The 14,283-nt window shown below is 71.0% G+C and carries 13 protein-coding genes and 1 other RNA gene; 10 read left to right on the top strand and 4 right to left on the bottom strand.

Features of this window, described 5'->3' with window-relative positions; genetic code table 11:
* Nucleotides 1-15: 15 nt before the first annotated feature.
* The 4 genes from AC07DS_RS36420 (at nucleotide 16) to AC07DS_RS36405 (ending at nucleotide 5,500) form a co-directional block, all read left to right on the top strand.
* Nucleotides 16-1,701, top strand: coding sequence for a serine/threonine-protein kinase (locus AC07DS_RS36420; protein WP_479152407.1), 1,686 nt, complete (start codon nucleotides 16-18; stop codon nucleotides 1,699-1,701).
* 111 nt (nucleotides 1,702-1,812) lie between these two features.
* Nucleotides 1,813-3,039: a serine/threonine-protein kinase gene (locus tag AC07DS_RS36415; RefSeq protein ID WP_479152405.1), complete on the top strand. Its 1,227-nt coding sequence runs from the start codon at nucleotides 1,813-1,815 to the stop codon at nucleotides 3,037-3,039.
* A 175-nt stretch (nucleotides 3,040-3,214) separates the two neighbouring features.
* The gene (gene prfB / locus AC07DS_RS36410; RefSeq protein WP_479152404.1) at nucleotides 3,215-4,321 is read left to right on the top strand and encodes a peptide chain release factor 2; all 1,107 of its coding nucleotides are present in this window, start codon (nucleotides 3,215-3,217) and stop codon (nucleotides 4,319-4,321) included.
* A 291-nt stretch (nucleotides 4,322-4,612) separates the two neighbouring features.
* The gene (locus AC07DS_RS36405; RefSeq protein WP_479152402.1) at nucleotides 4,613-5,500 is read left to right on the top strand and encodes a hypothetical protein; all 888 of its coding nucleotides are present in this window, start codon (nucleotides 4,613-4,615) and stop codon (nucleotides 5,498-5,500) included.
* Nucleotides 5,501-5,596: 96 nt separating this feature from the next.
* Here AC07DS_RS36405 and AC07DS_RS36400 read toward each other — a convergent pair whose 3' ends face one another.
* Nucleotides 5,597-5,791 carry a hypothetical protein gene (locus tag AC07DS_RS36400; RefSeq protein WP_145882578.1) on the bottom strand — a complete coding sequence of 65 codons (195 nt, stop codon included), beginning with the start codon at nucleotides 5,789-5,791 and terminating at the stop codon, nucleotides 5,597-5,599.
* Between the two features lie 339 nt (nucleotides 5,792-6,130).
* Between AC07DS_RS36400 and ftsE the strand changes: the two genes are divergently transcribed.
* From ftsE to ssrA, 5 genes are all read left to right on the top strand, one after another.
* Nucleotides 6,131-6,820, top strand: a complete 690-nt coding sequence (ftsE, locus tag AC07DS_RS36395) for a cell division ATP-binding protein FtsE (RefSeq protein ID WP_145882577.1) — start codon at nucleotides 6,131-6,133, stop codon at nucleotides 6,818-6,820.
* Nucleotides 6,821-6,855: 35 nt separating this feature from the next.
* Entirely contained in the window at nucleotides 6,856-7,773 is a 918-nt protein-coding gene (ftsX, locus tag AC07DS_RS36390; protein WP_479152400.1) for a permease-like cell division protein FtsX, read from the top strand.
* A 67-nt stretch (nucleotides 7,774-7,840) separates the two neighbouring features.
* Nucleotides 7,841-9,019: a S41 family peptidase gene (locus AC07DS_RS36385; protein ID WP_479152398.1), complete on the top strand. Its 1,179-nt coding sequence runs from the start codon at nucleotides 7,841-7,843 to the stop codon at nucleotides 9,017-9,019.
* A 67-nt stretch (nucleotides 9,020-9,086) separates the two neighbouring features.
* A complete protein-coding gene (gene smpB / locus AC07DS_RS36380; protein ID WP_116150776.1) occupies nucleotides 9,087-9,629 on the top strand; it encodes an SsrA-binding protein SmpB in 543 nt (180 codons plus the stop codon).
* Nucleotides 9,630-9,741: 112 nt separating this feature from the next.
* Nucleotides 9,742-10,110: a transfer-messenger RNA gene (gene ssrA, locus AC07DS_RS36375) on the top strand.
* A gap of 152 nt (nucleotides 10,111-10,262) precedes the next feature.
* Here ssrA and AC07DS_RS36370 read toward each other — a convergent pair.
* From AC07DS_RS36370 to AC07DS_RS36360, 3 genes are all read right to left on the bottom strand, one after another.
* Nucleotides 10,263-11,189: a hypothetical protein gene (locus tag AC07DS_RS36370; RefSeq protein WP_479152396.1), complete on the bottom strand. Its 927-nt coding sequence runs from the start codon at nucleotides 11,187-11,189 to the stop codon at nucleotides 10,263-10,265.
* 19 nt (nucleotides 11,190-11,208) lie between these two features.
* Nucleotides 11,209-11,664, bottom strand: coding sequence for a hypothetical protein (locus AC07DS_RS36365; RefSeq protein WP_479152395.1), 456 nt, complete (start codon nucleotides 11,662-11,664; stop codon nucleotides 11,209-11,211).
* Between the two features lie 163 nt (nucleotides 11,665-11,827).
* Nucleotides 11,828-13,120, bottom strand: coding sequence for an MFS transporter (locus AC07DS_RS36360; RefSeq protein WP_479152393.1), 1,293 nt, complete (start codon nucleotides 13,118-13,120; stop codon nucleotides 11,828-11,830).
* An 84-nt stretch (nucleotides 13,121-13,204) separates the two neighbouring features.
* Between AC07DS_RS36360 and AC07DS_RS36355 the strand changes: the two genes are divergently transcribed.
* Nucleotides 13,205-14,170 (top strand): LysR family transcriptional regulator, encoded by a 966-nt coding sequence (locus AC07DS_RS36355; RefSeq protein ID WP_479152392.1) that lies wholly within the window; start codon nucleotides 13,205-13,207, stop codon nucleotides 14,168-14,170.
* Nucleotides 14,171-14,283: the final 113 nt, after the last annotated feature.

The raw sequence follows: 14,283 nt of genomic DNA, 5'->3' as shown, positions 1-14,283 counted from the left end.
CAGGGAGCGCGGAACGTGCGGCCAGTCGGCAGCAAGTACCTGCTCGAGGAGCCGCTCGGACGCGGCGCCACGGGCACCGTCTGGCGTGCCCGCCAGCGCGAGACCGCGGGCGCCGAGGCGGCCGTGGCCGGCCAGCCCGGCGAAACGGTCGCGATCAAGGTCCTCAAGGAGGAGCTGGCGAGCGACCCGGACATCGTGATGCGGTTCCTGCGGGAACGCTCCGTCCTGCTCCGGCTCACCCACCCCAACATCGTCCGGGTCCGCGACCTGGTCGTCGAGGGCGATCTGCTGGCCCTGGTCATGGACCTCGTCGACGGTCCCGACCTGCACCGCTACCTGCGCGAGAACGGCCCCTTCACGCCGGTCGCCGCCGCGCTGATGACGGCGCAGATCGCCGACGCCCTCGGCGCGAGCCACTCCGACGGCGTCGTCCACCGCGACCTGAAGCCCGCCAACGTGCTGCTCCAGCAGCTCGACGGCCGGATGCACCCGATGCTGACCGACTTCGGCATCGCCCGCCTCGCCGACTCCCCGGGCCTGACCCGCACCCACGAGTTCGTCGGCACGCCCGCGTACGTGGCGCCGGAGTCCGCCGAGGGCCGCCCGCAGACCTCCGCCGTCGACATCTACGGCGCCGGCATCCTGCTGTACGAACTGGTCACCGGCCACCCGCCGTTCTCCGGCGGCACCGCCCTCGAGGTGCTGCACCAGCACCTGAGCGCCGAGCCGCGCCGCCCCTCCACCGTCCCGGACCCGCTGTGGACGGTGATAGAGCGCTGCCTGCGCAAGAACCCCGACGAGCGGCCCAGCGCCGAGAACCTCGCGCGTGGTCTCCGGGTCGTGGCCGAGGGCGTCGGCGTGCACGCGAACGCCGCCCAGATCGCCGCCGCCGAGGGCGTCGGTGCCCTGCTGGCCCCGGACCCGGCCCCGGCCGCCGTCCCGGGCGTGCCCGGCGCCGCCGACCCCACCCAGGTGCTGCCGACGAACGCGCCGCAGGGGGCGTTCGACCCGAACGCGGCGACCAGTGTCCTGCCGCACACCGGCGGCCCCGTCGGCGCGGCCGACCCCACCGCCGTCCTGCCGAGCACCGGCGCGGCCGACCCGACGGCCGTCCTGCCGCCGGTGCCGCAGGGACAGCCGGGGCAGCAGCCCGATCAGCCGCACCCCTGGCAGAACCAGCTGCGCGCGGCCCGGGACCGCAACGAGCAGACGCAGATCCAGTACCTCGACCCCGACGAGGACCCGCTGCGCCGCCGCCCCCAGCGACAGGTCGCCCGGCCGCAGCAGCAGCCGCGCCAGGCCCCGCAGGCGCGCCCGCAGCAGCCGCAGCCGCGCGGCCGGCAGCAGCAGCCGCACGCCGGGTACGGCTACCCGCAGCAGCAGCCCCAGCAGTACGCCCCGCCGCAGCAGCCCCAGCGGTACGCGCCCCCCGCCCCGGAGCCGCAGCGCCCCGCACGCGAGCCCCGGCCGGCACGGCAGCGCAGCGCCAACCCGATGAAGATCCCGGGACTCGGCTGCCTGAAGGGCTGCCTGTTCACGATCGTCATCCTGGTCGTCGCCAGCTGGCTGATCTGGGAGCTGACCCCGTTGCACACCTGGGTCGGCCAGGGCAGGGGCTACTGGCACGAGGTGCGGCACTTCGCCGGACAGGTGAGCCACTGGGTCAAGGAGCTGGGCTCGTCCTCCGGCAGCCGCAACTGAGCGCGAGTTTGGGGATTTGTCGACACCTGACGGGTGATTTCCGTCTCCGCGGTGAAGGTTGGCTCGTTCGACGCGTAGTTTTGTCGGCAACACGCGTCAGTAGGAGCAGTCTTGGCACGGAAGATCGGCAGCCGGTACACCGCCAACCAGATCCTGGGGCGGGGCAGCGCCGGCACGGTGTGGCTGGGCGAGGGACCCGAGGGGCCCGTCGCGGTCAAGCTGCTGCGTGAGGACCTCGCGTCCGACCAGGAGCTCGTCGGGCGCTTCGTCCAGGAGCGCACCGCACTGCTGGGCCTGGAGCACCCGCACATCGTCACCGTGCGCGACCTCGTGGTCGACGGCAACGACCTGGCGCTCGTCATGGACCTGGTGCGCGGCACCGATCTGCGCACCCGCCTCGAGCGTGAACGGCGCATGGCCCCCGAGGCGGCCGTGGCGATCGTCGCCGACATCGCCGACGGGCTCGCGGCGGCCCACGCGGCCGGGGTCGTGCACCGGGACGTCAAGCCCGAGAACGTCCTGCTGGACATGCAGGGCCCGCTCGGCCCGGGCGGCGCGCACCCCGCCCTGCTGACGGACTTCGGCGTCGCGAAGCTGATCGACTCGCCGAAGCGGACCCGGGCCACGAAGATCATCGGCACGCCGGACTACCTGGCCCCGGAGATCGTCGAGGGCCTGCCGCCGCGCGCCTCGGTCGACATCTACGCCCTCGCGACGGTGCTGTACGAGCTGCTGGCCGGCTTCACCCCCTTCGGGGGCGGACACCCGGGAGCGGTACTGCGCCGCCATGTGACGGAGACGGTCGTACCGCTGCCGGGGATCCCCGACGAGCTGTGGCAGCTGATCGTGCAGTGCCTCGCGAAGGCGCCGGCGTCGCGGCTGCGGGCGTCCGAGCTGGCGTCGCGACTTCGGGAGCAGCTGCCGACGCTGGCCGGGATGGCACCGCTGGACGTCGACGAGCCGGACGCGGAGTCGGCCGAGGAGGGTCCGGAGGAGGCACCGGCCCCGGCGGCGCCCGGGGAGCCCGTACGGCGCCGGGGAGCGGTCTCGCTGGTCCCGGGGGCCAAGCCGGACTCCAACCGGGACACCCACACGTCGATGCGGGTGCCCGCGCCCGACGAGCTGGCCGGAGGAGCGCGGGGTACGGCGCGAGCCCCCCGCGCGTCGGGTGCACCCCGCCCCGGCTCGGCCCGCCACCGCGCGGCCGTCCGGCGCCGTCGGATCACGCTGGGCGTCGCGGGGGTGGTCCTGGCCGCGGCGATAGGAGTCGGCGCGTGGGCGGCCACCTCGGGGGACGACGATCCGCCGCAGGAGACGCACAGCACGTCTACGCCGTGACTTCCGGGTGCGGGTTCGCACCCGCCGGCCCGCCCCGCGCCCGAGGACGAGGCCGTTCGGTCCGGAGCGGGCCCCGGGGACGCCGGCCCCCGGCAGGGCCCGCACCGGGGCCGGCTGCCCGGTCGGCTGCACACACCCTGCCCAGGCTGCCCGGCGGAGCCGTTACGCTGGAGGCGTGGCAGTCGTCGATGTATCCGAAGAGCTGAAGTCCCTCTCCTCGACCATGGAGTCGATCGAGGCCGTCCTGGACCTCGACAGGCTGAGGGCAGACATCGCCGTGCTCGAGGAGCAGGCGGCCGCGCCGTCCCTGTGGGACAACCCGGACGAGGCGCAGAAGATCACCAGCAAGCTCTCCCACCTCCAGGCCGAGGTCAGGAAGGCGGAGGGGCTGCGCGGCCGGATCGACGATCTCGCGGTCCTCTTCGAGATGGCCGAGGAGGAGGACGACCCGGACACCCGTGCCGAGGCCGAGTCCGAGCTGGCCTCCGTGCGCAAGGCGCTGGACGAGATGGAGGTCCGGACGCTGCTCAGCGGTGAGTACGACTCCCGTGAGGCGCTCGTCAACATCCGTGCCGAGGCCGGTGGCGTCGACGCCGCCGACTTCGCCGAGAAGCTGCAGCGCATGTACCTGCGCTGGGCCGAGCAGCACGGCTACAAGACCGAGCTCATCGAGACGTCGTACGCGGAAGAGGCCGGCATCAAGTCGACCACCTTCGCCGTACAGGTGCCGTACGCCTACGGGACGCTCTCCGTCGAGCAGGGCACGCACCGCCTCGTGCGCATCTCGCCCTACGACAACCAGGGGCGCCGCCAGACCTCCTTCGCGGGCGTCGAGATCCTCCCCGTGGTCGAGCAGACCGACCACATCGAGATCGACGAGTCCGAGCTGCGGGTGGACGTGTACCGCTCCTCCGGCCCCGGCGGCCAGGGCGTCAACACCACCGACTCCGCGGTGCGCCTGACCCACATCCCCACGGGCATCGTGGTCTCCTGCCAGAACGAGCGGTCGCAGATCCAGAACAAGGCCACCGCGATGAACGTCCTCCAGGCCAAGCTGCTGGAGCGGCGCCGCCAGGAGGAGCAGGCCAAGATGGACGCCCTCAAGGGCGACGGCGGCAACTCCTGGGGCAACCAGATGCGTTCGTACGTGCTGCACCCGTACCAGATGGTCAAGGACCTGCGCACCGAGTTCGAAGTCGGTAACCCGGAGGCCGTGTTCAACGGCGAGATCGACGGATTCCTGGAGGCCGGCATTCGCTGGCGCAAGCAGCAGGAGAAGTAACTTTGTCGACATGACAACTGCCGCCCCGGAGGCGGCAGTTGTCTTTTGTCTGGGTTTTACATCACACTCACAGGCTCCAACTGCCCCCAAACGCCGCCCTGTCGGACATTGCGCGCGCAATGGCCTTGACGTTGCTTTGAAAAATGGGAAGGCTGAAGCGTGGCATGCGTATCTCTGGGGCGCATGTGAACCGGGGGAATTGGCGCACATCTCGTCACGGCTACCTCCGTCGATCACGGCAAGCCCCGCACGCCGCCTCATTGACGAACAGCTACTGGGGGTAGCAACCATATGACGAAGAAGACGCGGATCCGGGTCGCGCGGATAGCCGCCGGCGCCGTGATCGCGGCCGGTGCCTCGCTGACTGCCGCGGGCGCCGCCTCGGCTCTGGACCTCGGCGTCCAGGCAGGTCCGATCACCCTGGGCGTGAGCGCGGACGGCAACGACGACGGCGGGACCACCGGTGGCTGTGACCCCGTCGGTGTCTGTGACACCACGGGCGGCACCTCGACCGGTGGCGACGACTCCACGGGTGGCACCACCACGGGCGGTGACGACTCCACGGGTGGCACCACCACGGGCGGTGACGACTCCACCGGTGGCACCACCACCGGCGGCGACGACAGCACCGGCGGCACCACCACCATCGGTGGCGTCATCGGCGGTGGCGACAGCACCGGTGGCACCACCACGGGCGGCGACGACTCCACCGGTGGCACCACCACCGGTGGTGGCAGCAGCACCGGCGGTGGCAGCTCGACCGGCGGTGGCAGCAGCACCGGTGGTGGCAGCTCGACCGGCGGTGGCAGCTCGACCGGCGGTGGCAACAGCTCCGGTGGTGGCAGCTCGACCGGTGGCGACACCGGCGGCAACGGCAACTCCGGCGGCAACGGCAACTCGGGCGGCAACGGCTCCTCCGGTGGCAACAGCAGCACCGGTGGCAACGGCAACACCACCCCCGACGGCGGCAACAACAACGCGTCCCAGGAGGAGGGCTCCTCGGCCCTCACCGACACGGGCTCGGACACCTCGGCCCAGGGCGGCGACAAGCAGCTCGCCGAGACCGGTGCCGGTCAGACCGCGTTCCTGATCGTCGGCGCCGCGACCATGATCGCCGGCGGCATCGGCTTCCGCGTCCTGCCGCGTCTGGCGAACGGCCGGGGCGGCGCGGCCGCCTGAGCGTAGCCTCACGGTCACGTGCTGTAGGCGCAGTGCAAAGGGAAGGGCCCGGAGCTCGACGCTCCGGGCCCTTCCGCTGTTCCTGAGGGAGGCTTCCTACGCGGTCTGGTGCGCCAGCAGCGCCACCGCGGCGATCAGTACCGCGAGCAGCATGATCAGCGCCATCGGGTTCAGCCCGGCGAAGAAGCCCTCCTGCTGCTGCAGTCGCTCGCGATTGGCGCGGCACACCGGGCACCGGCCCTCACTCACAGGCGACGCGCAGTTCGCGCACACCAACCGGTCGTACGTCATGCGCTCGCCCTCCTTGCACCGGCCATCACACATATAACGCACACGGGAACGAGAACGTTCCCCCTCCACTCTGCCAGGTTCCCGCCGAGCTTGCGCGGGGCGGCTGCAGAGGGGTGGATTCCGTCGCAGCGCGGCTGCGGGCCCTGGGGGGCGGGCGCGCCCCCGCGGCGGGGCCGCATGTCGAAACAGTCCGCGCTCCTGGGTGGGAAAGCTCACGCTCGTCGAAAAGTCTCGTACAAAAACGCACAAGCCTCCCCCAACCCCGCCCGGACCCTGCACCCCCGCCCCCGGTTCGCGTATGGTCACGCACATCTACCCCCGGCGACCCGTGGTGCATCCGTGATCCGATTCGACAACGTCTCCAAGGTCTACCCCAAGCAGACCCGCCCCGCGCTCAGGGATGTGTCCCTGGAAGTGGAGAAGGGCGAGTTCGTCTTCCTCGTGGGGTCCTCCGGCTCCGGAAAGTCCACCTTCCTGCGGCTCGTGCTCCGCGAGGAGCGGTGCAGCCACGGCCAGGTGCACGTCCTGGGCAAGGACCTCGCGCGCGTCTCCAACTGGAAGGTGCCGCAGATCCGCCGCCAGCTCGGGACGGTCTTCCAGGACTTCCGCCTCCTGCCCAACAAGACGGTCGCGGAGAACGTGGCCTTCGCGCAGGAGGTCATCGGCAAGTCGCGCGGCGAGATCCGCAAGTCCGTGCCGCAGGTGCTCGACCTCGTCGGGCTCGGCGGCAAGGAGGAACGGATGCCGGGCGAGCTCTCCGGTGGTGAGCAGCAACGCGTGGCCATCGCGCGGGCCTTCGTCAACCGGCCCAAGCTGCTCATCTGCGACGAGCCCACCGGCAACCTCGACCCGCAGACCTCCGTCGGCATCATGAAGCTGCTCGACCGCATCAACCGGACGGGCACCACCGTGATCATGGCGACGCACGACCAGAACATCGTGGACCAGATGCGCAAGCGCGTCATCGAGCTGGAGAAGGGCCGACTCGTCCGCGACCAGGCCCGCGGCGTCTACGGCTACCAGCACTGACCGACGAGATCCACGGAAAGGCTTAACCAGACGCCATGCGCGCCCAGTTCGTCCTGTCGGAGATCGGTGTCGGTCTCCGCCGCAATCTGACGATGACCTTCGCCGTCATCGTCTCCGTCGCCCTGTCCCTGGCCCTGTTCGGCGGTTCGCTGCTGATGAGCGACCAGGTGAGCACCATGAAGGGGTACTGGTACGACAAGGTCAACGTCTCGATCTTCCTGTGCAACAAGAGCGACGCACAGTCGGACGTCAACTGCGCCAAGGGTGCGGTCACCGATGACCAGAAGAAGCAGATCCTCATCGACCTGCACAAGATGTCGATCGTCGAGAAGGTCGCGTACGAGTCGCAGGACCAGGCGTACAAGCACTACAAGGAGCAGTTCGGCAACTCCCCGCTGGCCAGCTCGCTGACGCCGGACCAGATGCAGGAGTCGTACCGCATCAAGCTCAAGAACCCGCAGAAGTACCAGGTGATCGCGACCGCGTTCAACGGGCGCGACGGTGTCCAGTCGGTGCAGGACCAGAAGGGCATCCTGGACAACCTCTTCCAGCTGCTGAACCTGATGAACCGGGCGGCGCTCGGCGTGATGGCGCTGATGCTGCTCGTCGCGCTGCTGCTGATCGTCAACACCGTGCGTGTCTCGGCGTTCAGCCGTAGGCGCGAGACCGGCATCATGCGCCTGGTCGGTGCCTCGGGCTTCTACATCCAGGCGCCGTTCATCATGGAGGCAGCGGTCGCCGGTCTCATCGGCGGTGGCCTCGCCTGCATCTTCCTGGTGGTCGGGCGGTACTTCACCATCGACCACGGCATGGCGCTGTCCGCCAAGCTCACGCTGATCAACTTCGTAGGCTGGGACGCGGTGTTGACCAAGCTCCCGCTGATCCTCGCCACCAGCGTCCTCATGCCGTCACTGGCGGCATTCTTCGCGCTGCGCAAGTACCTGAAGGTGTGACGCATCCCAAGAGGGCCGTACGGACATCCGACCGTACGGCCCTTCGCGTTCCCCTAGACTCACGGCCATGTCAGGCCGAGACCTGTTCTGCCAGCCCCGCCGCATCCGCCGTGGGGCCGCCCTGACATTGGTGTTCGCCGGCGTCCTCGTCGCGGGCGCCGCCACCGGCTCCTTCCCGGACACCGGCCAGGCGGTCGGCGCAGGCCGCAAGGCCGCCGCGGGTGCCGCGCACCCGGATCCCGGGCACGAGGACGTGCAGCGGGCCGCCGCCGAGGCCATGGCCGACGGCAAGTCGCCGATGGAGGCCGCCGAGCGGGCCGTCAGCCGCAGCGGTGACCGCTGGGGCGCCGTCTACTCCGAGGGCGAGTACCAGGAGTTCCAGGAGGCCCTCGACGGCCAGTACACGGGCGTGGGCCTGTGGGCACGGCGCGAGCGGGACGGCCGGATCGCGGTGACCCGGGTGCAGCCCGGCTCGCCCGCGGCCGACGCCGGGGTCCACAGGGGCGACCGGCTGCGCAGCGTCGACGGCGACACGGTCGACGGGCGGCCGGTCACCGAGGTCGTCTCCTTACTGCGCGGCGACGCGGAGGACGCGGCCGCCGGCACGACGGTCACGCTCGGCCTGCAGCGCGGCACGCGCGCGTGGAGCGAGACCCTGCACCGGGCCCGCCTGTCCACTGACTCGGTGACCGTCCGCAGGCTGCCCGACGAAGTCACCGTCATCCAGATCGCCGCCTTCACCAAGGGCTCCGCCGCCGCCGTCCGCGCCGCCGTACGGCAGGCCCCGGCCGGCGCCGGCATCATGCTCGACCTGCGCGGGAACTCCGGCGGCCTGGTCACCGAGGCGGTGGACACCGCCTCCGCCTTCCTCGACGGCGGCCTGGTCGCCACCTACGACGTCGACGGCGCCCAGCGCGCCCTGCACGCAGAGACCGGCGGCGACACCGCCCGGCCCCTGGTCGCCCTGGTCGACGGGGGCACCATGAGCGCGGCCGAGATGCTGACCGGGGCCCTCCAGGACCGGGGCCGCGCCGTCGTGATCGGTTCCCGCACCTTCGGCAAGGGCTCCATCCAGATGCCGACCGAGCTGCCCGACGGCTCGGTGGCCGAGCTGACCGTGGGCCACTACCGCACCCCCTCCGGCCACAAGGTGGACGGCCGGGGCATCACCCCGGACCTGGAGGCGGGGCCGGAGGCGCTCCAGCGGGCGGAGACGGTGCTCACCGGCCTCGGCGATCCCTCCTAGCGTCCTTAATACGCTTCCCACCCACCCCCTCCGTGGTGCGAAAATGGTCGGCACTATGAGCAAGGGAATGTACGTACCGAAGGAGTCCCAGCCCAAGCAGGGCGGTGGGGCCGCGAAGGCCAGGGACGGCGAGAAGGGCGGCAAGCGCAAGATCGTCGCCCAGAACAAGAAGGCCCGGCACGACTACGCGATCGTCGACACCTACGAGGCCGGGCTCGTGCTCACCGGCACCGAGGTCAAGTCGCTGCGTGAGGGACGGACCTCGCTGACCGACGGCTTCGTCCAGATCGACCGGGGTGAGGCGTGGCTGCACAACGCCCACATCCCCGAGTACCACCAGGGCAGCTGGACCAACCACTCCGCGCGCCGCAAGCGCAAGCTTCTCCTGCACCGCGAGGAGATCGACAAGCTGGAGTCCAAGGCCCAGGAGACGGGTCACACGATCGTGCCCCTCGCCCTGTACTTCAAGGACGGCCGTGCGAAGGCCGAGATCGCCCTCGCACGAGGCAAGAAGGAGTACGACAAGCGGCAGACCCTGCGGGAGAAGCAGGACCGGCGTGAGTCGGACCGTGCGATCGCGGCGGCGAAGCGGAAGCAGCGCGGCGTCTAGCCCGGGCTGCCGGTAATGAGCTGGCATCGGCGTGCGTCGGTCACGTACGATGGCACTGCACTCCACAGAGGGTGCGCCCCCCTCTCTCCGGAGGGGATTGAAAAATCAACATGGGGATGATCGGTTTCGACAGCGGCTGTCGAAGCAGGGGAAGCGTGTCGAGGAAGCGGCAATGATCTCGTAAACCATATGTCGCAAAAAATAATCGCCAACACCAAGCGCGATTCCTTCGCCCTCGCTGCCTAAGTAGCGACTTGCGAAGTGTCAGCCCGGGGCTGTTCCCGACCCGGATCCTGGCATCAGCTAGGGAACTAAACCTTGATCCCGGTCACGGGGTGAAGAGGGAAACCTAACAGTGACTGGGCCCGTCGGCGACTTGTTCGCGTGATCGCCGGGGCCGAGAAAATCACAGCGAACTGCACACGGAGAAGCCCTGATTCCGCACCGTTGGACGCGGGTTCGATTCCCGCCATCTCCACGGGTTGGAGGTGGACCGTGCTCGCAGACGACGCGAGCCCGGTCCACCCCGTCGTGTTTCTGGGGGCATGACCCCCAGACCCCCTCATCCCATGTGGGCACAGGCCCCGCTGCCGAGGCAGCGGGGCCTGTGCCGTTGTACGGGGCATACCCCCGTCATGCCCCGTACACGCGGGCCAGCCGCGTGATGCGGAGGTTCTCAGCGTCACGCTCGGCCTGGGCGGCCCTGAACTCCTTCTGCCGGCCGGCGATCGCGGTGTTCTGGTACTCCGACTCGACGGCGAACCAGACGCCCACCAGGTTGGTGCTCTCCTTGCAGCCGACGTCGGCCCGGGCCTCGCGGATCTCCGTGCGGTCCGGCTCGGCCCGCTGGACCGAGGGCAGCTTGGCCCCCGCCTCCATCGGGTCCGGTTCGTCGAAGCCGTGCGTCCGCATGCAGGCCGACCAGCGGGCGAAGACCTTCCGCACCCGGGGGTCGGCCAGCGAGCGGGTGAAGCTGTCGCTCTTGGTGGCCGCGACGATCCCGCCGGGTCCGGCACCGGTGCCGATCCGCCGGGCGGCCTCGCCCTCGCACCCTCCCTCGGGCAGCTTCCGGCCCTTGTAGGTGGTCACCGGCCGGCGCTCGGCGTTCCTGGCGAACATGACCGCCTGCTCTGCGGCGGACGGCTTCAGCGCCGCGCTGTCGGCCGCCGCCGACGACTTCGTGCGCGGCAGGTGGTACCCCCAGGTCGCGACGCTCGCGGGATCCGTCACGCCGTACCTGCGGTACATCACCGAGTCGGCGGCGGAGGCCACGGGCTTCGGCCCCACGGGGAAGTCGAGGCCGTACTTCTTCATGCAGTCCTCGACGATCCTGCCGTGCACCCAGCCGCGCCGCGCCGTCTGCTCGGGCGTGAGCATGTAGTCCTCGATCGGCAGGTGCAGGTTCATGACCTGCGCCGGGCCGGGCGTGGGCGTGGGAACGGGCGTGGCCGCGGCGGCCGAGGGCGGGTCCTGCCGGCCCGCGCAGCCCACCGCGGTGGTGAGCGCAAGCAGCAGCGTCCCCGCCTTCAGGCCTCGCCGGAGGGTGCGTGCGGCGATCATGTTCTCTTCCTCGTCCGGATCAGACGTCGGGACACTGGTCGTACTGGTCGTGGCCCCCGTACAGACCGTCGATCGCGATGGACGCCTCGTTGTTCCGCAGCCGCGAGGTCAGGTTGCCGCCGTAGCCGCCTATGACGTAGTTCGAGTCACCCACGTAGTTGGGGTAGACCCAGGTGCGCACGTCGCAGTACACGGGGTTCTCCATGGACGCGGCGTCGTTGCGGATGATGTGGCCGTCGCTGAAGTTGCCGGAGATCGTGGGGACCTGGATGTCGTAGTAGCCCTTCATGCCGCCCGCGTGGTTCGGCGAGTAGTACAGGCAGAAGAAGTAGCCCTGGTCGTTGCATCGCGAGCTTGTGGACCATGAGGAGACATCAGTGTCCGTCGCGCTCGCCTGCCCTGCGGACACGCCCAGTGCCAGCGCGGCACCCGCCGCAGCGACGCCCGCACGCCGGCCGAACTTGCTCAGAAACATGCTCTTTTCCTTCGTCGAGGGGACATCCGTTGCCGCGGCAGATTGAATTCTGCATGCCGGGTGACCTCAACGTGGCGCGGAATGGGGTGCTTTGTCGCACCCCTTGCTCGTCCCAAGCCTCTGACCTGCGGTTTGGGACGCGTCCCTGAGACGGAGCGGGCCCTCAGGGCACGTTGCGGAGCGCGGTGTTCTCGCGGTCACCGGTGTGACGGGCATGGCGGTCGGCGGTTCGGCGGGAGGAACGCATGGCCACCGCAGCCGAGTTGATGAGCACGGCCGTGCCCGCCGCAGCGGCCGGGACGGCGTAGGCGAGGGCGGGGGAGAGGTGGTCCGCCGCCCAGCCACCGGCCGCCGAGCCGCATGCGATGCCGGTCAGCAGGCCGGTGACGACGAGGCTCATGCCCTCGTTGAGCCGGTCCGCCGGGGTGCGCTCCTGCACCTGGGTCATCGCGGTCACCATCGTCGGTGCGGTCGCCATGCCGGCCAGGAGCAGCGCGCCCGCCAGGACCGTGAGCGAACCCGCGGTGGCGGCCGCCAGCCAGGGCAGGGTCATCAGCCCGGCCATCGCGAGCAGACACTGGGGAAGGCGCAGGCCGGCCGGCTTCAGGGACCCGTACAGCAGGCCCGCCGCGCAGGAGCCGGCCGCCTGCAGTGCGAGGACCGCACCGGCCGCCGCGCGGTGCCCCTGAGCGTCGGCGTAGGCGATCGTGACGACCTCCATCGAGCCGAACACCGCGCCGGTCGCCACGAAGCAGGCAAGCAGCGGAGGCATTCCCGGGCTCCGCAGCGGTGACGGAGCCTTCGAACGTGCCTGTGGCGGCGGCTCGGTCGCCCGCTGCGCGGTGAACAGCAGCATGCCTGCCAGCAGCAGGACGGTCCCGGCGAGGGTGCCCGCCTCCGGGAAGAACGTGCCGGTCAGGAAGGACGCCAGCACGGGGCCGAGCATGAAGCACAGCTCGTCGGCAGCCTGCTCGAAGGAGTTCGCGGTGTGCAGTGCGCCGGGGTCGTCGCGCAGCAGATGGGCCCAGCGGGCGCGGGACAGGCCGCCGATGTTCGGGGTGGCCGCGGTGGCGGCGTACGCGGCGAACAGGGTCCAGTCGGGGGCGTCGTAGCGCACGCACAGCAGCAGCGCGAGGCTGCCGAGCACGGCCGTGAGCGTGGCCGGTACGGCGACCCGGGCCTGCCCGTGCCGGTCGACGAGCCGGGCGATCCAGGGCCCGGCCAGCCCGGTCGCCGCGAGCCCGGTGGCCGTGACGGCACCGGCGAGGGCGTACGAGCCCCGGGACCCGGCGATCATCACGACCGCGCTCACGCCGAACATGCCCATGGGGAGGCGGGCGATCAGGTTGCCGGCGGTGAAGGCGCGGGTGCCGGGGAGAGAGAAGAGGCGGCGGTATCCGGTTGATCGTGCTGGTCTGCTGGGTATTCGGGTGTCTTCGGCGGTCTGGTGCGGCATGGCTCTACGTTCGCCCGGAGTCGATCACCGGGTCCAACACCTTCTCGATGCCGATTCACGCGCCCGCGTTGTAAATTGCCCGCCATGCCCGCCGCCATAGAGCCCCGCCTCCTGCGTGCCTTCCTCGCCGTCGCCGAGGAACTGCACTTCACCCGCGCCGCGGCCCGCCTGTACGTCGCCCAGCAGGCGCTCAGCCGGGACGTGCGGCGGCTGGAGCGGGAGCTGGGTGCCGAGCTGTTCGTGCGGACCACCCGGCAGGTGACGCTGACCGCGGACGGCGAAAGGCTGCTGCCGCACGCCCGGCGGGTCCTCGCCGCCCAGGACGACCTGCTCGCCGCCTTCGGCCAGGCCCGGCCGCTGCTGGTCGACCTGAACTCCGCGGGCCTGGCCACCGGCCGCCGTGTGCTGCACCGGGCCCGGGAACTCGCCCCCGACTGCGAGCTGATGGCCCGCTACGAGAGCGGCCTCACCGGAGCTGCGGCCGATCTGCTCGCGGGCCGTCTCGACGCCTCCTTCGGGCGCTTCGCGGGCCTGGACCCGGCCCTGCGCTCCGGTCTGGAGCAGCAGCCCGTGCGCCACGAGCCGATGGCCGTGCTGCTGCCCGAGGACCACCCGCTGGCCGCCCGGCCGGAGGTGCCGCTGGCGGCGCTGGCCGGGGAGACCGTGTACGCCGGTGCCGGGAACCCGCGCACCCGGGAGTGGACCGACCTGGCCCTCCGCCTCTTCGAGGGGCGCGGCATCCGGCTCGCGCCCCCTCTTCCGCTGGCGGTCGGGGACGAGGAGTTCGAGCGGATCATGTCCAAGACCCGCAACCCGATCCTGGCCGTCGTGGACTTCCCCGTCATGCCCCGCACGGTGCTGCGGCCGCTCGTCGACCCCGTTCCGCTGTCACCCGTCTCGCTCGTCTGGCGCAGGGGGCTGGTCCATCCCGCGCTGGACTCGCTCCGGAGGGCCGCGGCCGAGATCGCGAAGGCCGAGGGCTGGCTGCGACGGCCTGCCGACCGATGGATTCCGGCCATCGACGACGATGCGATGAACCTGCGCGACTGAGGCACGGCGAACACGGGCACTCCGCGTGCGCTACATTCATGGCCCGAGCACAGGTGTGGTAACGGGGGCGCTCGGGCCGGGTGGGGGCCTGGTCCGGTCGACGGGTGCTCGGA

The organism is Streptomyces sp. NPDC044064, assembly GCF_056434245.1.
This window is presented reverse-complemented; position numbering and strand designations above follow the sequence as displayed.

Excerpts from the sequence above, each read along its gene's own strand:
- AC07DS_RS36405 (WP_479152402.1), top strand. The coding sequence starts at position 4,613 with ATGACGAAGAAGACGCGGATCCGGGTCGCGCGGATAGCCGCCGGCGCC.
- AC07DS_RS36400 (WP_145882578.1), bottom strand. The coding sequence starts at position 5,791 with ATGACGTACGACCGGTTGGTGTGCGCGAACTGCGCGTCGCCTGTGAGT.
- ftsX (WP_479152400.1), top strand. The coding sequence starts at position 6,856 with ATGCGCGCCCAGTTCGTCCTGTCGGAGATCGGTGTCGGTCTCCGCCGC.
- AC07DS_RS36385 (WP_479152398.1), top strand. The coding sequence starts at position 7,841 with ATGTCAGGCCGAGACCTGTTCTGCCAGCCCCGCCGCATCCGCCGTGGG.
- smpB (WP_116150776.1), top strand. The coding sequence starts at position 9,087 with ATGTACGTACCGAAGGAGTCCCAGCCCAAGCAGGGCGGTGGGGCCGCG.
- AC07DS_RS36370 (WP_479152396.1), bottom strand. The coding sequence starts at position 11,189 with ATGATCGCCGCACGCACCCTCCGGCGAGGCCTGAAGGCGGGGACGCTG.
- AC07DS_RS36365 (WP_479152395.1), bottom strand. The coding sequence starts at position 11,664 with ATGTTTCTGAGCAAGTTCGGCCGGCGTGCGGGCGTCGCTGCGGCGGGT.
- AC07DS_RS36360 (WP_479152393.1), bottom strand. The coding sequence starts at position 13,120 with ATGCCGCACCAGACCGCCGAAGACACCCGAATACCCAGCAGACCAGCA.
- AC07DS_RS36355 (WP_479152392.1), top strand. The coding sequence starts at position 13,205 with ATGCCCGCCGCCATAGAGCCCCGCCTCCTGCGTGCCTTCCTCGCCGTC.